Annotated in this window: 23 protein-coding genes and 1 tRNA gene; 8 read left to right on the top strand and 16 right to left on the bottom strand. The window is 67.1% G+C overall.

What is annotated here, in order from left to right; all coding sequences use genetic code 11:
- Positions 1–9: 9 nt before the first annotated feature.
- Genes rpsR through rpmB form a run of 4 tightly spaced genes read right to left on the bottom strand, consistent with a single transcriptional unit; the run spans position 10 to position 986 of the window.
- A complete protein-coding gene (rpsR, locus tag K3U94_RS04630; protein WP_220695734.1) occupies positions 10–276 on the bottom strand; it encodes a 30S ribosomal protein S18 in 267 nt (88 codons plus the stop codon).
- Positions 277–582: a 30S ribosomal protein S14 gene (gene rpsN / locus K3U94_RS04625; protein ID WP_220695733.1), complete on the bottom strand. Its 306-nt coding sequence runs from the start codon at positions 580–582 to the stop codon at positions 277–279.
- Between the two features lie 3 nt (positions 583–585).
- Complete coding sequence (gene rpmG, locus K3U94_RS04620) at positions 586–750, bottom strand: 50S ribosomal protein L33 (protein ID WP_024441797.1); 165 nt, start codon at positions 748–750, stop codon at positions 586–588.
- Entirely contained in the window at positions 750–986 is a 237-nt protein-coding gene (gene rpmB / locus K3U94_RS04615) for a 50S ribosomal protein L28 (protein ID WP_046285807.1), read from the bottom strand. Before rpmB ends, rpmG begins: the two co-directional genes overlap by 1 nt.
- 104 nt (positions 987–1,090) lie before the next feature.
- Here rpmB and mrf point away from each other — a divergent pair, with 104 nt between their 5' ends.
- Complete coding sequence (mrf, locus tag K3U94_RS04610; RefSeq protein ID WP_220695732.1) at positions 1,091–2,281, top strand: ribosome hibernation factor-recruiting GTPase MRF; 1,191 nt, start codon at positions 1,091–1,093, stop codon at positions 2,279–2,281.
- A complete protein-coding gene (locus K3U94_RS04605) occupies positions 2,278–2,538 on the top strand; it encodes a type B 50S ribosomal protein L31 (RefSeq protein ID WP_220695731.1) in 261 nt (86 codons plus the stop codon). Before mrf ends, K3U94_RS04605 begins: the two co-directional genes overlap by 4 nt.
- A gap of 12 nt (positions 2,539–2,550) precedes the next feature.
- Here K3U94_RS04605 and K3U94_RS04600 read toward each other — a convergent pair whose 3' ends face one another.
- From K3U94_RS04600 to K3U94_RS04585, 4 genes are read right to left on the bottom strand one after another with little or no spacing between them, the layout of a single operon-like run.
- The gene (locus tag K3U94_RS04600; RefSeq protein ID WP_350355352.1) at positions 2,551–3,903 is read right to left on the bottom strand and encodes a flavin monoamine oxidase family protein; all 1,353 of its coding nucleotides are present in this window, start codon (positions 3,901–3,903) and stop codon (positions 2,551–2,553) included.
- Between the two features lie 36 nt (positions 3,904–3,939).
- Complete coding sequence (locus tag K3U94_RS04595; protein ID WP_220695730.1) at positions 3,940–4,569, bottom strand: TetR/AcrR family transcriptional regulator; 630 nt, start codon at positions 4,567–4,569, stop codon at positions 3,940–3,942.
- Between the two features lie 33 nt (positions 4,570–4,602).
- Positions 4,603–4,989, bottom strand: coding sequence for a DoxX family protein (locus K3U94_RS04590; RefSeq protein ID WP_220695729.1), 387 nt, complete (start codon positions 4,987–4,989; stop codon positions 4,603–4,605).
- Positions 4,990–5,021: 32 nt separating this feature from the next.
- The gene (locus K3U94_RS04585) at positions 5,022–6,218 is read right to left on the bottom strand and encodes a TetR/AcrR family transcriptional regulator (RefSeq protein ID WP_220695728.1); all 1,197 of its coding nucleotides are present in this window, start codon (positions 6,216–6,218) and stop codon (positions 5,022–5,024) included.
- Positions 6,219–6,333: 115 nt separating this feature from the next.
- Here K3U94_RS04585 and K3U94_RS04580 point away from each other — a divergent pair, with 115 nt between their 5' ends.
- The 3 genes from K3U94_RS04580 to K3U94_RS04570 are packed head-to-tail and all read left to right on the top strand — an operon-like array spanning position 6,334 to position 10,040.
- The gene (locus tag K3U94_RS04580; protein ID WP_230987409.1) at positions 6,334–7,116 is read left to right on the top strand and encodes an enoyl-CoA hydratase; all 783 of its coding nucleotides are present in this window, start codon (positions 6,334–6,336) and stop codon (positions 7,114–7,116) included.
- Positions 7,113–8,633, top strand: coding sequence for a fatty-acid--CoA ligase FadD5 (gene fadD5 / locus K3U94_RS04575; protein WP_220695726.1), 1,521 nt, complete (start codon positions 7,113–7,115; stop codon positions 8,631–8,633). The genes K3U94_RS04580 and fadD5 overlap by 4 nt, the downstream gene beginning before the upstream one ends.
- A gap of 39 nt (positions 8,634–8,672) precedes the next feature.
- Positions 8,673–10,040 (top strand): TIGR01777 family oxidoreductase, encoded by a 1,368-nt coding sequence (locus K3U94_RS04570; protein WP_220695725.1) that lies wholly within the window; start codon positions 8,673–8,675, stop codon positions 10,038–10,040.
- On the opposite strand, the gene K3U94_RS04565 is transcribed toward K3U94_RS04570, so the two are convergent.
- Genes K3U94_RS04565 through K3U94_RS04550 form a run of 4 tightly spaced genes read right to left on the bottom strand, consistent with a single transcriptional unit; the run spans position 10,030 to position 14,328 of the window.
- A complete protein-coding gene (locus tag K3U94_RS04565) occupies positions 10,030–11,373 on the bottom strand; it encodes a cryptochrome/photolyase family protein (protein WP_220695724.1) in 1,344 nt (447 codons plus the stop codon). The two genes, K3U94_RS04570 and K3U94_RS04565, sit on opposite strands and share 11 nt — an antisense overlap.
- Positions 11,374–11,391: 18 nt before the next feature.
- Positions 11,392–13,068, bottom strand: a complete 1,677-nt coding sequence (locus tag K3U94_RS04560) for a GMC oxidoreductase (RefSeq protein ID WP_220695723.1) — start codon at positions 13,066–13,068, stop codon at positions 11,392–11,394.
- Positions 13,069–13,123: 55 nt separating this feature from the next.
- Entirely contained in the window at positions 13,124–13,579 is a 456-nt protein-coding gene (locus K3U94_RS04555; RefSeq protein WP_230987408.1) for a hypothetical protein, read from the bottom strand.
- A complete protein-coding gene (locus tag K3U94_RS04550) occupies positions 13,576–14,328 on the bottom strand; it encodes an SDR family oxidoreductase (RefSeq protein ID WP_220695722.1) in 753 nt (250 codons plus the stop codon). The genes K3U94_RS04555 and K3U94_RS04550 overlap by 4 nt, the downstream gene beginning before the upstream one ends.
- A 163-nt stretch (positions 14,329–14,491) precedes the next feature.
- Here K3U94_RS04550 and K3U94_RS04545 point away from each other — a divergent pair.
- A tRNA-Arg gene (locus tag K3U94_RS04545) sits at positions 14,492–14,567 on the top strand.
- 59 nt (positions 14,568–14,626) lie between these two features.
- On the opposite strand, the gene K3U94_RS04540 is transcribed toward K3U94_RS04545, so the two are convergent.
- Together K3U94_RS04540 and K3U94_RS04535 are read right to left on the bottom strand one after the other, a co-directional pair.
- Positions 14,627–16,417 carry an alkaline phosphatase family protein gene (locus K3U94_RS04540; protein WP_220695721.1) on the bottom strand — a complete coding sequence of 597 codons (1,791 nt, stop codon included), beginning with the start codon at positions 16,415–16,417 and terminating at the stop codon, positions 14,627–14,629.
- 100 nt (positions 16,418–16,517) lie between these two features.
- On the bottom strand, positions 16,518–18,533 hold the full coding sequence (locus K3U94_RS04535) for a hypothetical protein (protein ID WP_230987405.1): 2,016 nt from the start codon (positions 18,531–18,533) through the stop codon (positions 16,518–16,520).
- Between the two features lie 284 nt (positions 18,534–18,817).
- On the opposite strand from K3U94_RS04535, the gene K3U94_RS04530 reads away from it, so the two are divergent.
- On the top strand, positions 18,818–19,840 hold the full coding sequence (locus K3U94_RS04530) for a DUF1214 domain-containing protein (RefSeq protein ID WP_220696670.1): 1,023 nt from the start codon (positions 18,818–18,820) through the stop codon (positions 19,838–19,840).
- Positions 19,841–19,887: 47 nt separating this feature from the next.
- Positions 19,888–20,706 (top strand): LLM class F420-dependent oxidoreductase, encoded by an 819-nt coding sequence (locus K3U94_RS04525; protein WP_220695720.1) that lies wholly within the window; start codon positions 19,888–19,890, stop codon positions 20,704–20,706.
- On the opposite strand, the gene K3U94_RS04520 is transcribed toward K3U94_RS04525, so the two are convergent.
- Both K3U94_RS04520 and K3U94_RS04515 read right to left on the bottom strand, forming a co-directional pair.
- On the bottom strand, positions 20,687–21,103 hold the full coding sequence (locus K3U94_RS04520; protein WP_220695719.1) for a hypothetical protein: 417 nt from the start codon (positions 21,101–21,103) through the stop codon (positions 20,687–20,689). The two genes, K3U94_RS04525 and K3U94_RS04520, sit on opposite strands and share 20 nt — an antisense overlap.
- A 9-nt stretch (positions 21,104–21,112) precedes the next feature.
- Positions 21,113–22,699, bottom strand: coding sequence for an ATP-binding cassette domain-containing protein (locus tag K3U94_RS04515; protein ID WP_220695718.1), 1,587 nt, complete (start codon positions 22,697–22,699; stop codon positions 21,113–21,115).
- Positions 22,700–22,860: the final 161 nt, after the last annotated feature.

The raw sequence follows: 22,860 nt of genomic DNA, 5'->3' as shown, positions 1-22,860 counted from the left end.
GGTGCGTCGTCAGCCCTCGACCGTGGGCCCCGGATACGGCAGCAACGCCATTTCCCGGGCGTTCTTGATGGCGCAGGCGACCTGGCGTTGTTGACGAACGGTGAGGCCGGTGACGGCACGTGAGCGGATCTTGCCGCGCGGAGAGATGAAGATGCGCAGCGTGGCGGTGTCTTTGTAGTCGACGACCGTCAGGCCCAGTTTGGCGAGCAGGTTCGGCTTCGCCGACCTAGGCGCGCTCCGTGAAACACGCCGCGAATCTTTGGTTTTGATCGCCATCTACCAACTCGCCTTCCGGACGCCAGGCAGGTGGCCCTCGTGCGCGAGTTGACGCACGCGCACGCGCGAGAGTCCGAACTTGCGCAGGTAGCCGCGGGGGCGCCCGTCGGCGCTGTCTCGGTTGCGCAGCCGGACCGGGCTGGCATCGCGCGGGTGGCGCGCCAGCTCGCGCTGGGCGGCCAGTCGCTGCTGCGGGCTGCTCGCCGTCGAACGAATGATCTCCTTGAGCTCAGCGCGTCGCTCGGCGTAGCGGGCCACCAACACCCGGCGCTGCTCGTTCTTCACGATCTTGGATTTCTTGGCCATTGCTCAGCGCTCCTCCCGAAAGTCGACATGGCGACGGACCACGGGGTCGTACTTGCGCAGCACCAGGCGGTCGGGGTCGTTGCGCCGGTTCTTGCGGGTGACGTAGGTGTAGCCGGTGCCCGCGGTGGAGCGCAGTTTGACGATGGGACGAATGTCGGTGCGCGCCATCAGATCCGCTGCCCTTCGCGCCGCAACCGGGCCACCACGGCCTCGATGCCGTCCCGGTCGATGACCTTGATGCCCTTCGCGCTGACCCGTAGCCGGATCCGGCGGTCTTGCGAGGGCAGGTAGTAGGTCCTGACCTGGATGTTCGGCGACCAGCGACGACGGGTGCGGCGATGCGAGTGCGACACCGCATTCCCGAATCCGGGCACCCGGCCGGTGACTTGGCAGCGTGCAGACAACGGAGCTCTCCTTCAACCCTTATTGACAATGATTGTCGACAAGCGACGCGCTGGAGGCTATCGTAGGGACGGTCTTAATGACAATGATTTTCAACAGGAGGATGATGCGGACTCCGGTGATCCTGGTGGCCGGGCAGTACGGCACCGACGCAGCGACCAAAGCCTTGCAGGCCAAGGCGGGCACGGTGACCGTCGCCTACGGCCTGGACGGTCACGTGGTGGTGCGGGAAACCACCAGCACGACAGCGGTTGCCACGACGTTGGCCCTGGAGCTGGCGCACGGCTGCGTGTCCTGCACCCTGCGCAACGACCTGCTGGTCCTGTTGCGCCGACTGCACCGGCGGGCCGGCGTTGAACGCATCGTCGTTCAGCTGCCCAATTGGCTGGAGCCGCAGCCCATCTGCTGGGCGATCCGCAACGTGCGGGTCCGCGTGGGACCGGGATACATCGATGGACCGGCCGGTCGAGATGTGGCGGTCGCCGCGGTCGTCACCTGCCTGGATGCCACCGCGTGGCTGCCCCAAGCACTCGGCGACGACGAACTCGACGACGGCCGCACCATCGCCCAGGTGGTGGTCGGCCAGGCCGAATCCGCCGACGCCCTGGTGGTTTACGCCCCAGACCCGACGGCTCTGGCGGTACTGCGCCGGTTGGCTCCGCTGGCACGCATCACCGCCGGAACCGATCGCCTTGAACAGGCACTGACCCACCTCGACGACGGCGCGCGCCGCGGTCGAGCCGATGATCCACACGCCCCGCTGCTGGCCGGTCAACCGCCGCTGCGGCCCGAGGGCCCGGTTGAGCTGATCGAATTCCACGCCCGCCGACCGTTTCATCCGCAACGCCTGCACGCGGCCCTCGATGCGCTACTCGACGGGGTGATCCGGGCACGCGGGCGGCTGTGGCTGGCCAACCGGGGCGAGCGGGCGATCTGGCTGGAGTCCGCGGGTGGCGGGCTGCACACCTGCGCGGTGGGCAAGTGGCTGGCCGCGATGACAGCGGAGGAGGCCGCCCGCGTGTCCCCGGAGCGGCACGCGTTCGCGGATCTGATCTGGGACCACCGCTACGGAGACCGGCACACCTCGCTGGTGGTTCTGGTCTGCGGCGCCCGACCCGAGCAGATCCGCGAAGCCCTGTCGGATGCTCTGCTCACCGACGACGAGTTACGCAGCACGCATCAGTGGGCCGGCTACCCCGACCCGTTCGGCGACCACCACCAGGAACCGTGCGACGAGACCCCAACTGCCACAGCAGATATTTCCCCGTACCGCACCCGAGACGGAGACCAACGATGAAACCCGGCATCCACCCCGACTACCACCCCGTCGTCTTCCAGGACGCCACCACCGGCCAGACGTTCCTGACCCGTTCCACCGTGACCAGCGACCGCACCATCGAGTGGCCCACCCCGGCGGGCCCTCGCAGCTACCCGCTGGTGATCGTAGAGATCAGCGCGGCGTCACATCCGTTCTGGACCGGAAACAGCCGAATCGTCGACTCCGCCGGGCAGGTCGAGAAATTCCGCCGCCGCTACGGACAACGCCAGGCCTGACCGCGCCGTGCTTCACCAGGAGACCGACAGCGCCTCGAGCACCTCACGGGCCGCCCGGGTGCCCGATTCGATGGCGCCCTCGAGGTAACCCGCGTGCTCGCGCGCCGTCTCGGTACCCGCCCAATGAATGTCGCCGGTCGGGGTGCACTCGATCGGCGGGATACCGTCGGTAGTCCCGGGCAGCGCCAGTGCGACGTAGCCGCCGCCGACGTATTCATCGAGGTGCCAAGATTTTTCGTGCCAGCTCGCCGGTTCGAGAACGTCGGGACCGACGTAGCGGGCCAGCGCACCGAGCACCGCGTTGCGCCGCTCGGCGGCCTCCAGTCGGTCGAGCTCGCGCGCCTCCGGTCCCCCCACCAGCACGCACAGATGGCCGGGGCCGCCCGGCGCGCCGGTGTCGAACACCGCGCGTCCGGGTTTATCCAGGACCAGGAACTCGCCGCCCGCTCGATCCCTCCAGAACGGGCGTGAATAGACCGCCACGCCCTTATACACCGAACCCATATAGGTATCGGACGCCAATGCGGCACGGCCGGGCGGGAGCGGCGGCTCGTAGGTGATTCGTCCGGTGAGTGGCGGCGGCACCGTCACAATGACTTTCGCGGCACGGACGTCACCCGCGGTCGTTCCGATGGTGACGCCATCGCCGCTCTGCACGATCGAGGTGACCCGGCGCCCCGGGAGCACTCGGGGACCGAGTTCGGCGGCCAGGCCCTCGATCAGCGAGCCGATCCCTTCGGCGACCAAGGACTCCTGGGCGCCCCCGGCCGTCGCCAACATCGTTCGCAGCCCGCCCTGCTGGCGGATGCTCTGCGCCATCGCGTGAATGGAGCAGCGATCAAGGTCAGCGGTCCACGAGATGTACGCAAGCACTTCGAGCAGCCGCCGAGCGCGCCCCGGGACTCGGCGCAGCCAGGCCTGCACCGTGGTGGCATTCCACCGTTGCGTCTTGGCGATGCGAGACAGGGCTTCGACGCCGACGAGCACGAGAAGGGTCGCCAACATCGAGGGCGCCGCTGCCCGCACTCTCCGCGATCCGTCGACCACGATGGGCAACGGCCGAGAGTGCATTCGAAACTGCGTGGCGCCCAGTTCAGAAGCCAGCGCCTTGAGCCGGTGGTGATCGTGGCCGATCCACTGACCGCCGAGGTCCACCCGTGACCCCAACGCGCTCGTCTCGGTCATGGCCCGTCCGCCGAGCCGGTCCGCGGCCTCCAAAACGAGCACGTCGACGCCGGCGCGGTGCAGCTCGCGGGCAGCCGTCAGTCCGGACATCCCCGCACCCACGACGGCCACCGTGCTGGCCATCGCTCCGTCGCCTGACTTCACGCCCCGTAATCTAAGTCGGTCAACCGACCGAGTCAAGGATTCATGCTGCTCGGCGGGCAGTAGTCGATGGACTCAGCCGGTGCGGCGCGGGCGTTTGCCGACGGGCTGCGGATCGGCGAATCGCACGACCATGTCCACGGCGCGGTCGAGGTCGCGTCGTGCCCGCTCGGAGTCCGGGTTTGTCACGTACTGCACGATCAGGCCGTCCACCAGGGCAAGCGCGAGCCGTCCGAGACTGTCGAATTCGACGGCGCAGCGCTCCCCCGCCGCCTGCGCGGCTTGGGAGCAGAACTCGGTGACGAGCGCGGTGTAGCGCTCATATTGCAGCTGGGCCAGGCCGCCGGAGCCTTCGCTGCGCACCGAGTACATGGCCAGCTCGTATTGCATGATCTGCAGGCCGGTGTCGCTTTCCACCAACGTGGTCCAGAAGTTCGTCACCCCTTGCCGCAGCGCATGGGCCACCCCCCGGTCGAGCTGCAGATCGGCGCGCACCGCGTCCACAACGTCGTCCATGACCGCGGCGATCACCGCACGCAGCAGCAGGTCCTTGGACGGAAAGACGTAGTGCAATGTGCCCAGTGGGATTCCGGCTTCAGCGGCAACCCCACGCAACGTCGTGCCCGCTACGCCAACGTCACGCAGTACGCGCATTGCGGCCGCGACAATCTGCCCCTCACGCTCGGTCGCCTTGATGTAGGCCACCCATTCCTCCTGAATCCACCGCTGCCGGGCGGACTAACCGGCGCGCCACACCCGTAGCGCCGCGATGATCATCGGAATCTGCAACGGCAGGCGCGCGATCGCCCCTGCCCGCAACCAGGGTTTGGCCCAGAACAACCGGACCGAGTGGATATTCGCCGGGTACACGGCAACGAACAGAGCGGCAGCGGCCAGCCCGGCCATGCGGCGGGTGCGCGGCGACAACAGCAGGGCACCGATGACCAGCTCGGCGACTCCCGACAGATACGTGTACATGCGTGCACTGCCCGGCAACTCCGGCGGAACGATCGCGTCGAACGGTTGAGGGACGACGAAATGTCCTGCCCCGGCGCCCAGCAGCAGCCCGGCGAGCCCTCGCGCGGCGGTGGCGGCGTTTCGCTGTCCTGGCGGTGCGGCAGTCATCGCTCGATCGTAGCCAGCCTGGCGGTCTGCAGTCACCGGCCGCCGGTGCCGAAAAGTACGGCCGCCATCAAGGCGTGAATCCGGGACCGCTGTTCGTCTCGATCATCAAAGTTAACCAGGCGTCCTATATCGACGACTAGAGCAAGCGCCGCGTGGACACGGAACACCGCTTCGGTATCGCCCGCGCCGGCCTGGTTCACCAGGTGAGCCCATTCGTCGACGTTCTGCCGCTGCAGACCGCGCAGTTCAATGCGGTCGGGTTCGGGCAAGTTGGCGAACTCGGCGAAATAGATGTTGATCAGCTCGGGCGCGGCGAATGCCAGTGCGGTATAGCGCTCGGCGATGCGCAGGGCCGCCTGCCTTGGACTGGTCGACTCGGCCAGGGAATCGGTGATGGCCATCAGCACGCGGCCGTTGGCCCGATGAAAGGCGACGGCCAGTAAGGCCGCCTTGCTCGGGTAGTAGCGGTAGGCACTGGAGCCGTTCAGTCCGGCCGCGGCGGCGATCTCCTCGATGCTGACTTCGTAGAAGCCGCGCTGGCCGAACATGCGGATGGCCTCGGCGAGCAGCCGTTCTCGCTTGGATGTGCTGGGCAGACCCCGCTCCGGTCGTCGGGGCGCGGGACCCGACGGCGCCGGGGGCAGCTCGACGGTGAGCACCGCCCAGCACAGCTCGCCGAGCAGGTCCGCAAGTGCGGCAGCAGGCAACCGCGTTCGGTGCGCGGAGATGCTGCCGATCACGCTCAGGGCGGCAGCGGCCAAGATCGCCGTGTCGGCCTCGGGAAGTTCTGGGCGCATAACCGCCAGCGGCTCGGCGATCGCGGCGTTGAGCGCATCGTAGCCGGCCCGGATTTCCTTGCGATCCGGCAGCTGCAGGTAGCGCCGCTCCCACCGATAGAACGCGCCCTCGCGCCGCGTCCCGATCGTGGTCTCGATCAGCGCCGCGGTGATCGCGCGCAACCGCTCCTGCGCCGGCCGGCTCGCATCGTCGGCGGATCGCGCGGCGCTCACCAGCGCCCCCGCCGTGTACTCGGCGGTCGCGACCAGTAGCGCGTACTTGTTGGCGAAGTGCCGGTACAGCGCCGGTCCGGAGATACCCACCTCGGCGGCGATCTCGTCGACCCCGACCGCGTGGTAGCCGCGATCGCTGAACGCGCGGGCTGCGACGCGGACGATCTGAGCCTTGCGGTCCCTGGGGCGGCGCTGCACCGCAGCCATGGACGCGACCATTCACACCCCCGTGTTGACTGTTGGACCCGACGCCCATACGTTAACCACAATTTACATTTTCATCCACGGAGGAAGTCGTGCTGCAATCCCGGTTCATCGAAGGGCGGGTCTGATCGTGTCCGAGAACGCCAGCTCCGCCAAACTCACCGCGTCACGCGACGGCCGGGTGCTGCGGGTGACGATCACCAATCCCGCCCGGCTCAACGCGGTCGACTACGCCACCATGACGGCCCTGGGCGATGTGTTCGCCGGCGCGGCCGACGACCCAGGCGTGCGCGCCATCGTCATCACCGGCGAAGGCAAGGCGTTCTGCACCGGTGCCGACCTGTCCGCCATCTCCGGCGGCGTCGGCCCCGAGGAGGTGATGGACTGCGCCTCCCGGCTGGTGACCTCAGTCGCCGAGAGCCCGGTGCCGGTGATCGCGCGGATCAACGGGCCGGCCGCCGGTGTCGGCGTGGGTCTGGCACTGGCCGCGGATCTGATCTACGCCGCCGAGAGTGCCTACTTCCTGTTGTCGTTCACCAACATCGGCCTGATGCCCGACGGCGGCACCACCGCCCTGGTCGCGGCCGCCGCCGGACGGGCGGTGGCCAACGAGATGGCACTGCTCGGTGAGCGCCTGTCGGCGACCGCCGCCCGCGATGCCGGCCTGATCAACGCGGTGCTCGGCGAGGCGGAGTTGGACGCCCGAGTCAACGAGGCCGCCGAGAAGCTGGCCCACGGACCGCGTCGCGCCATCGAATTGACCAAACGCGCGCTCAACGCCACCAACCTCGCATCGTTGGACGCCGCACTGGCTCGCGAGAAAGCCGGCCAGGTGGAGCTGCTGGGTTCCCCCGACTTCTTCGAGGGCGCCGCCGCGATGTTGCAGAAGCGGAAGGCGGTGTTCGGCGAATGATTGCTCAGCCGCTGCGGTCTCGCCGCAACCACTGGATGAATCAGGTGGCGAACCACGCCGAGATGCGTCCCGACGCCGTTGCCTTCCGCTGTCGCGGCAACGACACCACCTGGCAACAGCTGCACGATCGCTCCGAGCGCCTGGCCGGGGCACTGTTCCGGCGCGGCATCTCCTTCGGCGACCGGGTGCTGATCGTGATGCTCAACCACACCGAATACATCGAGGCGACCTTGGCGATCAACGCCCTGGGTGCCATCGCCGTACCGGTCAACTTCCGCCTCACCGACCCCGAGATCAGCTACATCGTCACCGACAGCGGCGCCAAGGGCGTCATCACCGATCAGCTGCTGGCACCGCTGATGGAGGCAGTCCGCAAGAACACCCCCGGACTCGACGTGGCCGTGGTGCTAGGCGATGACTACGAATCGCTGATCGCCGAGCCGGGCGACCCGCACCCCGGCGCTGACGTTCCCGAAGACACCCCGGCCCTGATCATGTACACCTCGGGAACCACCGGAAGTCCCAAGGGCGCCATCCTGTCCCACTCGAACCTGCTGGCCCAGTCGCTGACCTGCATCCAGGCGCTGCAGATCAGCCCGGACAGCGTGTACTTCTGCGCCGCGCCGATGTTCCACATCGCCGGCCTGGGCAGCATTGCACCCAACCTGATGCTGGGCACCAAGACGGTGATTCACCCGCTCGGCGCGTTCAACGCCAAGGACACCCTCGATGCCTGGGAGAGCGAGCGCGCCACCTCGGTGTTCCTCGTGCCGGCGCAGTGGCAGGTCATCTGCGCCGATCCGACTGTGCCGCAACGAGACTTGGCGCTCGAAGTGATCAGCTGGGGGGCGGCTCCGGCATCCGACACCGTACTGCGGGCCATGGCGGAGACGTTCCCGGACGCGCTCAACGTCGCGGTGTTCGGCCAGACCGAGATGTCACCCATCACCTGCGTGCTCCAGGGCAAGGACGCGATCCGCAAGCTTGGCTCGGTGGGCAAGGTGATCCCTACCATCGCGGCACGGGTCGTCGACGAGAACATGAACGACGTGGCACCCGGCGAGATCGGCGAGATCGTCTACCGCGGGCCGACCATGATGCAGGGCTACTGGAACAAGCCCGAGGCGACCGCCGAGGCGTTCGCCGGCGACTGGTTCCACTCCGGCGATCTGGTGCGCGTCGACGACGAAGGCTTCGTCTACGTCGTCGACCGCAAGAAGGACATGATCATCTCCGGCGGCGAGAACATCTACTGCGCCGAGGTGGAGAACGTGCTGTTCGAGCACCCGATGATCCGGGAGGCAGCCGTGATCGGGCGCGCCCACGACAAGTGGGGCGAGGTGCCGGTGGCCATAGTCGCCACCGAGGCATCGCTGACGCTGGAAGACCTCGAACCCTTCCTCAACGAGCGCCTCGCCCGCTACAAGCACCCGAAGGAACTGGTGCTGATCGACGCATTGCCCCGCAATGCCAGCGGCAAGGTGGTCAAGCCGCAGCTACGCAAGCAGTACGGTTAGCGCGGCCGACGATCTGCGCGGTTCCGGTAGCGTCGGGACATGAGTCTGGTCTATTCCAGCGAGATCGAGGCGCCGCGTGACGAGGTCTTCGCCTGGCATGCCAGGCCGGGGGCGTTCACCCGGTTGAGCCCGCCGTGGCAGCCGATGCACCTGCGTAGCGAAGCAGACGCGTTGCGCGACGGCATCGCCGAGCTGGCGCTGCCGGGCGGGCTTCGTTGGGTCGCCGAACACCAGGCGGGCGGCTATGACCCGCCTCGGCAATTCGCCGACGAACTCAGCAGCCGCGGCCTGGCGTCACTGCCGGCAAGGTTGGTGATGAAGTGGCGGCACATTCACGAGTTCGATGATCTCGGTGACGGCCGGACGCTGATGACCGACCGGGTCGACACCCCGGTGCCCGGGGCGCTGCTGCGGCCGATGTTCGTCTATCGGCATCGCCAGCTCGCCGATGACCTCGCCGCGCACCGGCGCGCCAAAGCCCATGGCCTACAGCCCCTTACGGTGGCAGTCAGCGGTGCATCCGGGCTGGTGGGTTCGGCGTTGACCGCGTTTTTGAGCACCGGGGGTCATCGGGTCATCCGGCTGGTGCGGCGCACCGCGGGCAATCCCGATGAGCGGCAGTGGAATCCCGACGATCCGGATCGTGATCTGTTGGCCGGCGTCGATGCGGTGATCCATCTGGCCGGTGCGTCGATCGCGGGACGCTTCACCGACGAGCATCGCCGGGTGATCCGCGACAGCAGAATCGGTCCGACCCGCAAGCTGGCCGAGCTCGTTGCCGACACGGCCACCGGGCCGAGCGCCCTGATCTGCGCTTCGGCGGTCGGTTATTACGGCTATGACCGCGGCGACGATGTCCTCACCGAGGACAGCCAACGTGGGGACGGCTATCTGGCCGACGTCGTCGCCGCCTGGGAGGGTGCCCTCGCTCCGGCAGAGCAATCCGGTACTCGCGTCGTACGCGTTCGCACCGGCATTGTGCAATCGCCACGCGGCGGGACACTGCGGCTGATGCGGCCGCTGTTCGCCGCGGGCCTGGGCGGTCGGTTGGGCAGCGGCCGACAGTGGCTGCCCTGGATCGGGATCGACGACTTGATCGACATCTATCACCGAGCCCTGTGGGACACCGGACTTTCCGGACCGGTCAATGCCGTCGCACCGCATCCGGTACGAAACAGCGACTACACCAAGACACTGGGACGAGTGCTGCGCCGGCCCACGATCCTTCCGGTACCGGGCTTGGGGCCACGATTGCTGCTCGGCGCCCAAGGCGCGCGTGAACTCGCCTGCGCGAGCCAGCGAGTACTGCCGGAGCGCCTGAGCCAGGCCGAACACCGGTTCCGTGCCCCCGAACTCGAACCGCTCCTGCGGCATCTGTTGGGGCGTGCCAGTCGCGCTACGTACTGATCCGCTGATACCGGCGTAGCGCCTCGGCCCGCTCGTGACCATGGTCGACGATCGGCTCCGGGTAATCCGGCGGACGCCCGCGCCGCACTAGGTGGGCATCGGTGACATCGGCCAACTCGGGAACCCAGCGACGCACGTAGGACCCGTCGGGGTCGAACTTTCGGCCCTGCAGCGTCGGGTTGAAAACCCGGAAGTACGGCGACGCATCGGTACCGGTCCCAGCGCACCATTGCCAGCCATGCTGATTGTTGGCCAGATCGCCGTCGACCAACTGATCGAGAAACCAGCGAGCACCCCACTGCCAAGGCAGATGCAGGTCCTTGACCAGGAAAGAGGCCACAATCATTCGCGCGCGGTTGTGCATGAATCCAGTGGCGAGCAGTTCCCGCATGCCCGCGTCGACCAGGGGAAATCCGGTGGTCCCGGCCTTCCAGCGCTCGAAGCGCCGTTGTGCCTCGGCATCGGTATCGGTCTGGATCGAGTCGAACTCGTTGTTCCAGTTCTCCCAGGTACTGTGTGGCCAGTGGTGCAGTACCGCGGCGTAGAAGTCCCGGAAAGCCAACTGCCGCAAATACGCTGACGCTCCTGGGCTGTGGTCGAGGTCGGCGACCATGGTGCGCGGGTGGATGTTGCCGAATTTGAGGTACGCCGACATCCGGCTTGCCCCGTCGCGGCCGAGGAGGTCGCGATCCTGGTCGTAGCGGTCCAACCCGCTGGCCACAAAGGCATTCCAGTGCTCACGCGCGGCAGCTTCCCCAGCCGGGATGTCGACCTGCCCGCCGAAGTCGGGGATCTCCACCGGTTGCGTGGTCTTGCCGGACAACGCCGCGGGGTCGATCCAGTGCGCCGATTCGGTCCGTGACAGCGCCGGACGGCGCCAGCCGTGTTCGCGCCACCGCCGAAAGAACGGTGTGAAGACCCGATAGGGGGTGCCGTCGTCTTTGACGACCCGGCCCGGCGAGACCAGGTAGGGCGATCCGGTCGACACCAGCGGGATGCCGCCGAGCGCGGCTTGCACCTGCTCGTCACGACGGCGCCCAAACGGTGCGAAATCTTGCGAGACATGCACGGCCGTCGCCGAGATCTCGGCGGCGAGTTGCGGGATCCGCCGCTGCGGGAGCCCGCGGGTAATCAGAAGCCGGCCACCGAATTCGTCGCGTAGATGACGTAGGCAGTCACCGAGGAACTGCAGTCGGCGCTGCCCCGAGGAGGCCTCCAGCCGTGGGTCCAGCACGAAACAACACAGCACTTCGGAGTCCTCGGCGACAGCGGCCGACAGGGCCGGCAGATCATCTACTCGCAGATCGCGGCGATACCACAGCAGGACCGGCATTCGGCTATGCCTTCGTCCTCAGGCCGGCGACAGCGGCAGCCGCAGCGCACCCGGCGCATCCTCGGGAACGGTCGGGCGTTGTGGCGCCACCGGCGGGATGCGCCGGTACGGATGCCCCAGCGGCGGCCGGGAGTCCGGCTCACCGTTGTTGGGCCAGAACGCCATCGCCCGTTCGGCCTGCGCCGTAATGGTGAACGACGGGTTGACGCCCAGATTGGCGGTGATCGCCGAACCGTCGACCACGTGGACGCCGGGATGTCCGTACGCGCGCTGGTAGGGGTCGATGACCCCAGTATCCGCGGATTCACCGATCGGACAGCCACCGATGAAGTGCGCCGTCAACGGGATGTTGAGCGCGTCGAGGTAAGTGCCGCCGGCCATCCCGCCGACCTTTTCGGCCATCCGGCGCGCCACCTCGTGGGCGGTCGGGATCCAGTCCGGATTGGGTTCGCCCACACCCTGTTTCGCGGTCATTCGGGTGCCGAACAGACCACGCTTGCGGTAAGTGGTCAGCGAGTTGTCCAGGGACTGCATCACCAGCACGATGATTGAGTGCGCCGAGGCGTTGCGGGGGAACATGCTGTGCAGCATCATCGCCGGGTGGCGTGCGATGGTCAGCATCAACCGGGCGAATCGCCAGGGTCCGCCGTCGATCAGGTGGGTGCCCATCATCGACAGCAGGTTGGAGCCCTTGCCGTAGCGGCACACCTCGACATGGGTGTTGGCTTCCGGGTGGATCGACGAGGTGATCGCCACCCCTTGGGCGAAGTCGTCACGATCGGGCGCGAACACCACTGGCACCTCTTCGGAATTGGTGCGGGTCAGCTCACCCAGGCGTGGCGACAGATGTGGCAGTGATCCGGTGTCGCGCAGCTTGTGCAGCAGCCGCTGGGTGCCCAGCGAGGCCGCCGCGAACACCACCTGGCCCGCGGTGAAGTCCCGCTTGTGCTTGCGCACCCAGCGTCCGGTGCGCACCGTGCTGACCACATAGCCGTCGCCGTCCGGCCGCACATCGGTGACCATCGTCATCGGATGGATCTGGGCGCCGGCGTGCTCGGCCAGATACAGGTAATTGGTCTCGGTGGTGTTCTTCGCGTTGTGCGGACAACCGGTGAAGCACTGCGCGCAGCCGATGCAGCCCGCACGGTCCGGGCCTGCCCCGCCGAAGAACGGGTCTGCGACGGTCATGCCGGGCTCTTCGCCGAAGAAGACTCCGACGTTGGTCGGGTGGTAGGTGTCCTCGACCCCCAGATCCCGGGCCACCGCCAACAACACCTCGTCGGCCGGGGTGGTGTGCGGGGTGGGTGTCACCCCGAGCATCCGGCGAGCCTGTTCGTAATACGGCGCAAGCTCGGCCTTCCAGTCGGTGATGTGCGCCCACTGTGGGTCGGTGTAGAACCGTTCCAATGGTTCGTAGAGGGTGTTGCCGTAGATCAACGAGCCGCCGCCGACGCCGACGGCGCTGGCGATGAACGTCTTGCCCAGCACGGTCAGCCGTTGCGGGCCGAAGCAGCCGAGTTTCGGTGCCCACATCGCTTTGCGGACATGCCAGTTGTTGGGCGGGAAATCGGTGGGGGCCCAGCGACGTCCCATGTCCAACACGCCTACGCGGTAACCCTTCTCGGTCAGGCGCAGCGCCGCGACACTGCCGCCGAATCCCGAACCGATCACCACGACGTCGTAGTCATATGTCAATTGGAGGCTCCTGGTGCGTTCGCCCGCGGCGGGCGCGATCGTATGGCGTAGTGAATCACGTTGCGCGTGCGGGTACGAGCAAGATCAGCGATGCCGCCAGGAGCAGGCTGAGACCGACAGCGTTGAGCACCGCGTCACGCGGGCCGTACATGTGCAGCATGCCGAGGTGATAGATCAGGTGCAGCGCATTGAAAACCGACCAGCTGATCGCCGTGATCACCACGACGGGGCGGTTGCGCAGGTAGTACACCGCCAGTGCGCTGAGCACGCCGAGCGCGAGAAACATGGCGCCGACATCCTTCACGAAGTGCTCGTTGTACGGTCCGAGCACCGGCAACCACCTCATGCCCATACCGGGAAACGTGCTGTACCAGTGCAGCGGGGCGAAGTATGCCCACAGTCCGAGGCTGAGACCGACGATGGTCAGGAGGATCAGGCACAGGCGATGCGCGATGAGGTTCATGCCCCGTGGACGGCGCAGCGGACGAGTTTGTGACATCGTGGCGCTCACACGCTGTCCGGTGTCAGCGCAGCCAGCCACTCGGCGTAGGTTTGCCGACCCCTCGGCCCGGGGTCGGTGGGCAGCAACGCGCCATTGGCCATACCCTTTCCGGCCGCCCCGGGGATCCGCAGTCCGATGACCGGCCGGTGCTGGCCGCGCCGCCGGACCAACTGCCGAACCATGTCGACGACCGACTCCACGCGCGGGCCGGCGAGTTCGGGCGCCATCTGCTGGGGCTCGCCGGTGGCCAGGCCGCATAGGTGGGCGGCGACCTCGCTGACCGCGATGGGCTGCGACTGCATCTTCGGGACCAGCGCGATCGGGCCGGGCACCTGCGCCAGGACTTGGTCGGCGAACTCGTGGAACTGGGCGGCCCGCAGAATCGTCCACGGCACGTTGCCGGCCTTCACCACTTCCTCTTGGTGCAGCTTGCCTTGGTAATAGCCGGTGCGCACCCGGTCGATGCCGATGATCGACAACGCGACGTGATGGCGAACCCCGTTGCGCTGTGCGGCGGCCAGCAGATTGGTGGTCGCTGCGCCGAAGGAGCCCCGTGCCTTCTTGGCGTTCATGGTCGCGAAGTCGGAGACGTCGATAACGACCTCGACGCCGTCGAGCGCGGCGTCGATTCCGGTGTTCCGGATCAGGTCAACCCCGTGCGCGCGGGCAAGGATCACCGGCTGGTGCCCCTGGCTGTGGAGATGCTCGACCACTTTGCGGCCGGTCTTGCCGGTACCGCCGGCAACCGCGATCTTCATGAGCTGCTTCTTTCCTGGTAAACGCCGATCAACGCCATTGTGATCGATGGGGCGCCGTGCGGGCGCCGCTTCGTCGTCTCAGGCGACACGGCGCTCCGACCGCCCACCGCGCACCCCCTGGCGATCCACTAGAGTTCTGTGCACCTGTTCTGACAGGTCCCCCGCCCCCGTAGCTCAGGGGATAGAGCACGGCTCTCCTAAAGCCGGTGTCGCAGGTTCGAATCCTGCCGGGGGCACCAAAGTGCACCAAAGGGGCGTAAAAGTGCACCAAAGTGCGCTGTATGGCGGGGCGTGACTATTACTTCCAGAAGGCGTTCATGGGCTGGGCGTACATGTCGTTGTCAGTGAGCGGAGCCAGGGTTCCCGGCGAGGTACGCAGCGCGTCTTCAATCGTGGCCATCAGGCTGTACTCGTTGTAGTAGTCGTCGGTGGTGAAGTTGCCGGACTGCATCCCGCCGGCCACCGCACCCGCGCTCGGGATGACGATCATCGGAACGTTATTGCCTTGGTTGCCGAAGCCCAGTGAGAGGTTGTTGTTGTCCTCGTCCGTGGTGACGATGATGACGTCCCGCTCGTTCGGGTCAGTCCACGTCTTCGAGTTCTCGATGGTAGAGACCTCCTGCTGGACGAACTGGTCGGCGGCCGCGACGTTGTACTGATGGTCTCCAACCTGGGTGGCAATGAACTGGAGAATGCCACTAAGCGAGTCGACCGGGCCCTCCCCGTTGTTGTCCTCGTTGGCGGCGATCCAGGTGAATCCGGGGAACGTGCTCGGGTCATTGAGGTCGGTGGACAACTGCGTCAGCGGAAGCAGGTGGTCCTGCAGGTAGTCAGGGGTGTTGCCGTAGACATAGCCGAATTGGGCGAACGGCAGTTCGTCAGCGGAGTAGTCACCGGATGATACGAGATCACCGGCGGTCGGCATGCTCTGCGCATAGCCGGCCCACGAAATGCCCGCCTGGTCCATCTCCTGCATGAGGTTCGGGGCGTCGATGGAGTTCAAAGCGGAGTTGTAATCGATGCCGAAGTCCGAGCCTCCCAGGATCCGGAAGTAGTTGGGGTCGCTGGGATGGCCCAGCGCGTAGTAGTTGTCGTCATAGCCGTAGGTGTTGATCAGGCTGTTCATGTACGGCGCATTGGGGCTGCCGACGATATCGGCGGCACCTTTGTTCTCCATGTAGATGACGAACACGTGGTCCAGTTGGCCGACGTCGGACACCGGTGCAACCAGCGGTGCGGCGCTGAGGCTGGGATCGCCGACCGTGAACGACTCGTTGTCGGCGTAGGCGCCGTTGTAATTGCCCAGGACCCAGTCCCGGTCGGTGAAGGTGGTGGTCACCTGCGCGGAGACGGCGCCCTCGGGGACCGTACCGGTGATGGAACGGCCCTCTAGTCCGGTGAAGCCCAGGCGATCCCACACCGAGACCGGTGCGAGCGCGCCGGTGCCCACCACGGCTCCGTTGGCGTCGTAGAAGGTGACCTGCACCGCGGCCGAGGACGGATCCCAGCCCTGTCCACCGAGATCCGCGCTCAGCGCATACGGCGTTCCGGCCGCACCGGTGACATCGACGGTCTGGCTGATGCTCGACGTACCCACCGGTCCGCCACCGGCGAAATTGTCACCGGCGCCCGACGGCGCGCTCTGCGGAAAGCTCGACCATGCCGGGATGGGAGCCGACACCGGCGACGGATAACCCATCGGGGTGCCGTAGGCGATCACGGTCGGGGTGCCGGTCTCGGTCCAGCCCGGGATGGTCACCCCGCTGTAGCCCGACCCGGACGGATCTGCTGTCTCAAAACTGGGATTGACCAGCAAGTTCTGACTCATCGCCTGCGCATCGGCGCTGGCCGCGCCAACCGGGTCAAGGCTGTTGAGCCAGCTGACGAGCTCGGTGTCCAACGGCGAACCCAACACCGTGCTGACTGAGCCCATCTCCAGGAAACTCGTCATCGCATTGAGGACCTGGTCGATGAGCATGTCGAAATCGTCGGCATGGGCGTCGGGCGCAGACGTCAGCTGCCCCAGTCCCAGCACGGCAAACGCTCCGATCGCGCCCGCCATCCCGATTCTGAGACGCTGAACAGCCATGGGGCTGACGATCCTCAGGCGTCACTAGGCTGTCAAGAAGCTTCAGCTAACACGATTCAAAGCCACAGCAAGCCCGCAGACTCAACCGCAACGTCAGGGTTCAGCTGAACAGATCCGCCAGGCTGAAGCTCGGCGTCGAGGCGATCAGATCCGACATGTTCGCCCACTGCTGGGCTGCCTGGGCACTCAGTTCGGTCGGCCAGTCGTCGTTGCCGCTCAGGATCACCGTCGCGAAGTCGTCACGGGCGTTGAGCAGCCCGGCCAGGATGCTGGTGTTCGGGTTGAACAGCGCGTCGTCGATGGCCGTGAGCAGCATCTGCGGCATCAGCACCGACATGGCGGTCTGGGCCAGCGCCAGCGTGATCGGCAGGGTGATGTCGCTGGTCAGCACCGGCAGCGCGTTCCACACCGAGGTCAGGCTCTCCATCGGGTGGTCCATGATGCTGCGCATGACGGCATCCCAGTCGGGGCTGAGCGCGTCGGTGAACCGCAGCTCGATCGGGGTGGCGGGCTGGCTGCCGAACACCGACTCGAAGTTATCGCTGCCCATCAGCGCCGACAGCGCGTTGAGCTCCAGATGCTGCAGCACCCAGGCGGGCTGGGCATGGATCCGGGACACGTCCAGCGCGTAGTCATACGACATCACCCGCCGGGCCATGTCGGCGGCGAACTCCTCCGGGCTGACGGTCGGAGTGTCGCTGGGCAGGTATTGGGCGATATCGCCGACCGGCACCACCTGCGCCGTCACCCCCAGGCCGATCGCGGCGTCACGGTCGTCGACGTTCTCGAAGCGCGCGAAGATCTCACCCGTGGTGAGTCCGCCGGTGTCGAGCCAGTTGGCCACACCCGGATTCGTCGCGCTCACAACGTAGTAGGTGTAGCCGTCGTCGGCGTGGAAGGTGGTGGTGTGGTTGAGGGTGGTCTGGGCCATGACGTAGGGCAGCGCACCGCCGTAGACGTTCATCAACTCGATGCCGCTGTAGGCCGCCTCCACGTTCGGCACCTTCAGGATCAGCGCCTCACCGGGATCCAGATCCCAGTTGCCGCCGGTGACGACCGCGGACTCCAGACCGACTCCGTAGCTGGTCTCCGGTGCCAGCGTCATCATCGTGTTGGCGGGCACCTCCATACCCACCGATGCCCCACCTTCGATGCTGCGCTGGTTGAACGGGACGACGATCTGGGCAAAGGCGTTGAACAGCATGTTCAACACGTCATCGACCGAGCCGATCTTGGCCGGCTCGGTCGGCACGTCGGTTCCGCCTCCCTCGGTGGGGAAGAATCCGCCGGCCGGAATGGAGAAGAACGGCGGGCAGTCAGCCACACATTGCAGGCTGAGGCTGGCCGGGCCCTTGGCCCAGTCGCCCGTCATGTCGCGGATCAGCAGGGACGCCGCACCCCCGACCGTGGCGTCGGTTGAGTCCAGGAAGTTGACCGCACCCGCCGGCGCTTCCGGTCCGATGTAGATGGTGAAGTTGCCATTGGCGTCGACCACCAGCCCGTGGTTGAGTTCCAGGTCCTCGATGGTGTGGGCCGTGGCACCGGTGACGGCCATGGTGCTGATCGACATGTGCTCGGTCGCCCCACCGAGGGTTCCGGTGAGTACGTAGGTCGCACCGGGAGCCAGCCCCGCGGTGACGTGGTAGTTGATGTCGGGGGTGAAGTAGTCGAAGTATTGACGCGAGTCGGCGACGTTCCCGGCGACCACTTCCGGTGATTGGAAGAACACCCCGTTGAACAACTCGGTGACGCGCGACAATCCGGTGGTGAGCAGCTGGTAGTTGGTGTTGCGCAGCATCGTCATCAGCGTGTCCGCGTCGCCGGGCGAGGCATACGGCAGCGCCAGGTCGTTGGCCTGCGCCTGCCTCATAGCCGCAAGCAGGTCATCGAGGGCCTGCTGATATCCCGCGGTCAATGTCACCGCGGGTGCGACGTTGCCGGCAGTGACCAACGGGGTGCCCACCACCATCGACAGCGCGCTGCCGACCGCCGCGGCGGCGATCCCCAGCCGCGTCCCGTGGACCGACGACAGGAACCGGGAGACCCCCGAAGGACCTTGCGCTTCGGTGCTGCCCGCCATGTCCACGGTCACTACGCCCCCGATCTCGTTAACCATTTTCTCGTTTTACTCACGGTGAATTTTTATTTTCCGACCCTACGTCGGGTCCGGAGGAGGTGCAACAGTCCCCGCACACCCAGCGGCCGTGTCGCGAAACCGGTTGCCCACATCGGCCGGTACCGACAGGTAGGTTGCGCTGCATGTCCATGCGATGGCTTTGCACGTTCGGCGCGGTGACGGCGGCCCTGGTCCTGAGCGGATGCGGGCTGACGGTGACGAAGACCGGCACCGACCCGGTGGCGAACCTGGCCCCACGCAGCACTCCCAACGGCATGGTGCTGGTGTCGCCGGACAACTTCGTGCGGGCTGTCACGGACCAGGAATTCACCAATATCGTCAACGAGAACGGCTTCGGACGCTTCTTCCACATGCGCGAAGTCACCCCGGTCGACCGGCAGCTGGTGGTGCGCTCCAACCGGGACACCTTGTACTCGGCGGCGGTGTTCGACCTGCAGGCCAGTCCGGTAACGCTGACGCTGCCCGACCCTGGTCAGCGGTACATGTCGGCACAAGTCATCAGCCAGGACGAATACGTCACGGACATGTTCTACGGCGGCGGCGAGCACACCCTCGATCAAAAGCACGTCGGAACCCGCTATGTGGCCGTCGCCGTACGCATCCTGGCCAACCCCAACGATCCCGCCGACCTGGCCGCGGCACACCGATTGCAGGACGCGATCACGGCGAGTCAAGACGACACGGGCAGCTTCGATGTCCCCCGGTGGGATCCGGTCAGCCAGAAGAAGGTCAACGACGCGTTGTTGGAGCTGGCCCAGACCATCCCGGACACCCGGGGCATGTTCGGCACCGAGGCCGACACCGACCCGGTGCGGCATTTGATCGGGGCGGCCGCGGGGTGGGGCGGCAACTCCGAGCAGGAGGCGCTGTACCTCAATGTCACCCCGGCCCGCAACGATGGCAACACGGTGTACCGCCTGACCGTCAAAGATGTTCCGGTGAAAGCCTTCTGGTCGGTCACCGTCTACAACAAGAACGGCTACTTCACGGAGAACCCGCAGGAGGCGTACTCGGTCAACGACATCACCGCGGACAAAGCAGCGGACGGATCGGTGACCGTGCAGTTCGGCGGTTGTTCGGACGACGTCCCCAACTGCCTGCCCACCACACCGGGATGGAACTACCTGGTCCGGCTCTACCAGCCGGAGAAGGAGATCCTGTCGGGCAAGTGGGTCTTCCCGGCGGCGCAACCGGAAGAGTCGGCAAGCAGCGAGACCCGGTCTCCGGCGTCGACGCCCACTCCGGCACCCAGCCCCGCGCCCCCGCCGTCGCGGCCGGCACGCTGAGGGCCAGAGCCCGCACTCGGCAAAGCCGGTTGAGGAGGAGGTAGTTGGTGGACAAGCAGTTTCGCTTCGGCGTGGGTCTGAACCCGATCCGGTCGGCGACCGAACTCGCCGAGACCGCAAGGCGGCTGGAGGGTTTCGGATTCGATGTCCTGCACGTGCCCGACCATCTTGGCGCCCCGGCCCCCTTCCCGGTGCTGGTGGCCGCCGCGGCGGCCACCTCGACGATCCGGGTGGGCACCTACGTGCTCAACGCCTGCTTCTACAAGCCGGCGCTGCTGACCCGCGACATCGCCGACACCGATGTGCTGTCGGGTGGACGGCTGGAGGTGGGCCTGGGCGCCGGCTACGTCCGCGCGGAGTTCGAGGCCGCCGAGCTGCCCTTTCCGAGCGCCGGTCGTCGCATCGAGTACCTCGAGCACGTGACGAAATACGTAGCGGCGCATCAGCCGCGCGTGCCCATCCTGATCGCCGGCAGTGGTGATCGGCTACTCACCGTGGCAGCTCACCACGCCGACATCATCGGATTGACCGGGGCGCGGGTGGACGGTGCCGCCGATCCCCTGGCCGAGCGGATCGGCTTCGTCCGCGCGGCCGCCGGCAACCGGTTCGACGCCCTCGAACTCAACCTGGCCATCACCGCGGTGCCGACCGACGGCTCCGGGATGCCCAATCTGTCGCTGACCCGCCGATTCGCGCCGAGCCTGTCGGATGAGGAACTGCTGGCTTCACCCGCCGTGTTGTCGGGATCCGTTCACGACATGGCCGACACGCTGCGTGAGCGCCGCCGTCGCTACGGGATCAGCTACTTCACCGTCCAGCAGGAACACGCCGAAGCCTTCGCCGAGGTCATCGCCGCACTGCGGTGACCAGCGCCCACACCGAACAACCCAGTGCCCCCGCCACCGCGACGGCGCCGATGTAGAGCCCGTAACCGGCGGTGATCGGCGCGACGACGTTCAGCCGGTAGTACCAGAGGCCCAGTCCAGCGATCAGCACGGAATCCAGCACTGCGACAACCGCGGCCAGCCGGGTGAAGAGTTCCCGGGCCACCATCGCGCCGGCCACCAGCAGGACGGCGGCCAGCAGCACGATCAGCTGGCCGACACCGAAGCGGGGCGGCAGCGCGATGGCACCGGCACTGCCGCCGATCGCACTGGCATGCCCGCCGCCGTTGGCCGACGTGATGAGCCATGGCAGCCACGCACTACCCGACAGCAGGGCCGCGCACAGCGCAATCAGCCAACCGGGACGCCAGCGAGTCATGTTGTGACACTAGCCCGCATCAACCAGTAGTCCGCTGCGCGGCATCGTCAACGTTCTGGTCAGGCCGAGCCGCGCCAGGAATTCGTCGTCGTGACTCACCACGATGAAGGCTCCGCGATAGCCCGCGAGCGCGTCGACGAGCTGACCGACGCTGGCCAGGTCGAGATTGTTGGTCGGTTCATCGAGCAGCAACAGCTGCGCCGGTGGATCGGCGAGCAGCAGTTGGGCCAGCGCGACGCGGAATCGTTCACCGCCGGACAGCGTGCCGACCGGCCGGGCCACACAGTCGGCGTCCAGCAGGAACCGGGCCAGTTGGGCCCGCACCGCCCGCGGCTCGCTGTCCGAGACCGCCGACACGGCATCGAACGCGGACACGGTGTCGTTCAGATGGTCCAGGCGCTGCGGAAGGTATCCGACCCGGTCGGTCAGCAGGCGCCCGGCCGCGCCCGCCAGCAGTGCGTCCAGCAGCGACGTCTTGCCCACCCCGTTCGGGCCGTCGAGGGCGATGCGTTCTGGGCCTTGCACGACGATCGGCCCGTCGACGCCCGGCAGTTCGGCCAGCCGGCGGCTGTTGGGCACCTCCGGGTCCGGCAGGTCGACGCGAATGTGTTCGTCGTGGCGGACCCGGGCCGATGCGACGTCCAAGTCGGCCTGGGCATCACGGACCCGCCCGTCAAGGTGCCCGCGCAGCTTGCCCGCCGAAACCTGGGCATTGGCAGCGTTCTGGTTCATCACAATCTTCGCGGCGCGCTTGTTCTGGCGGGCGACCTGGGCCGCCCGGTTGCGTCGGGCGAGTTTGGTCTCGGCTTCCACGCGTTGACGCTTCTCCACCCTGACGACCTGCTCTGCGGTGCGGGCAGCCGTCCGCGCGGCGGCCTGCTCAGCATCCAGGTGCACCCGCCAGGCGCTGTAGGGGCCGCCGAAGGTGGTGAGCCGCCCGTCGTAAAGCTCCGCGGTGCCGTCCATCTGCTCCAACAGCGCGGTGTCATGGCTGGCCACGATCAGCGCCCCCGGCCAGGCGTCCACCAGCCGCGCCAGCGCGGCCCGCGCGGCACGGTCGAGGTTGTTGGTCGGCTCGTCGAGCAGGGTGATCGGGGCGGCCGCCAGGCGCAGCCCGGTCAACGCCACCAGCATGGCCTCGCCACCGGAAAGTTCGACGACCCTGCGATCGAGGTCGCCCGAGGAAAACCCGATGTCGCGCAATGCCGCATCGGCGCGGGATTCGATGTCCCAGTCGTCGCCGACCAGCTCGAAATGCTTCTCGGCGGCATCGCCGCTTTCGATCGCCCGCAGTGCGGCGAGTCGATCGGCAACGCCGAGCAGCTCGGCGACCGAAGCCTCGGCGTCCAGCGTGAGCAGCTGCGGCAGATAGGCCACCCGGCCGGCCGTCGTGATGCGCCCGGTTGTAGCCCTGAGTTCTCCGGCGATGAGCCGAAGCAGGGTGGATTTGCCAGCGCCGTTGGCCCCCACCAGACCGGTCCGGCCGGTGCCGAACGAACCGGTGACGCCGGCCAGCGCGGTACTGCCGTCGGGCCAGGTGAAGCCGACATCGGTCAGGGTGACGACAGCATGGGAGTCAAAAGAAGGTAGGGACATGAGGTCTCCGGGAAGGTCAGCGGGAGCGCTGACAACCGGGACCGGACTACGGCAACTCGTCGGTGATCAGCGCGCGGACAGCGGCGTGAGACCGGCGATGCCTGTCATTCCATGACCTCCTGTGCAGGGACGTCCCGGATGGGGACGCCCGCCACCCTAGC

Source organism: Mycolicibacter heraklionensis (assembly GCF_019645815.1).
GTDB classification, from domain to species: domain Bacteria; phylum Actinomycetota; class Actinomycetes; order Mycobacteriales; family Mycobacteriaceae; genus Mycobacterium; species Mycobacterium heraklionense.
This window is presented reverse-complemented; position numbering and strand designations above follow the sequence as displayed.

Bases quoted from the DNA above. Each gene is read 5' to 3' on its own strand.
- K3U94_RS04535 (WP_230987405.1), bottom strand. From the start codon at position 18,533: ATGGTTAACGAGATCGGGGGCGTAGTGACCGTGGACATGGCGGGCAGC.
- rpsR (WP_220695734.1), bottom strand. From the start codon at position 276: ATGGCGATCAAAACCAAAGATTCGCGGCGTGTTTCACGGAGCGCGCCT.
- rpsN (WP_220695733.1), bottom strand. From the start codon at position 582: ATGGCCAAGAAATCCAAGATCGTGAAGAACGAGCAGCGCCGGGTGTTG.
- K3U94_RS04565 (WP_220695724.1), bottom strand. From the start codon at position 11,373: ATGCCGGTCCTGCTGTGGTATCGCCGCGATCTGCGAGTAGATGATCTG.
- mrf (WP_220695732.1), top strand. From the start codon at position 1,091: ATGCGGACTCCGGTGATCCTGGTGGCCGGGCAGTACGGCACCGACGCA.
- rpmG (WP_024441797.1), bottom strand. From the start codon at position 750: ATGGCGCGCACCGACATTCGTCCCATCGTCAAACTGCGCTCCACCGCG.
- K3U94_RS04550 (WP_220695722.1), bottom strand. From the start codon at position 14,328: ATGAAGATCGCGGTTGCCGGCGGTACCGGCAAGACCGGCCGCAAAGTG.
- K3U94_RS04590 (WP_220695729.1), bottom strand. From the start codon at position 4,989: ATGACTGCCGCACCGCCAGGACAGCGAAACGCCGCCACCGCCGCGCGA.
- K3U94_RS04520 (WP_220695719.1), bottom strand. From the start codon at position 21,103: ATGACTCGCTGGCGTCCCGGTTGGCTGATTGCGCTGTGCGCGGCCCTG.
- K3U94_RS04585 (WP_220695728.1), bottom strand. From the start codon at position 6,218: ATGGTCGCGTCCATGGCTGCGGTGCAGCGCCGCCCCAGGGACCGCAAG.
- K3U94_RS04570 (WP_220695725.1), top strand. From the start codon at position 8,673: ATGAGTCTGGTCTATTCCAGCGAGATCGAGGCGCCGCGTGACGAGGTC.
- K3U94_RS04540 (WP_220695721.1), bottom strand. From the start codon at position 16,417: ATGGCTGTTCAGCGTCTCAGAATCGGGATGGCGGGCGCGATCGGAGCG.
- fadD5 (WP_220695726.1), top strand. From the start codon at position 7,113: ATGATTGCTCAGCCGCTGCGGTCTCGCCGCAACCACTGGATGAATCAG.
- K3U94_RS04605 (WP_220695731.1), top strand. From the start codon at position 2,278: ATGAAACCCGGCATCCACCCCGACTACCACCCCGTCGTCTTCCAGGAC.
- K3U94_RS04515 (WP_220695718.1), bottom strand. From the start codon at position 22,699: ATGTCCCTACCTTCTTTTGACTCCCATGCTGTCGTCACCCTGACCGAT.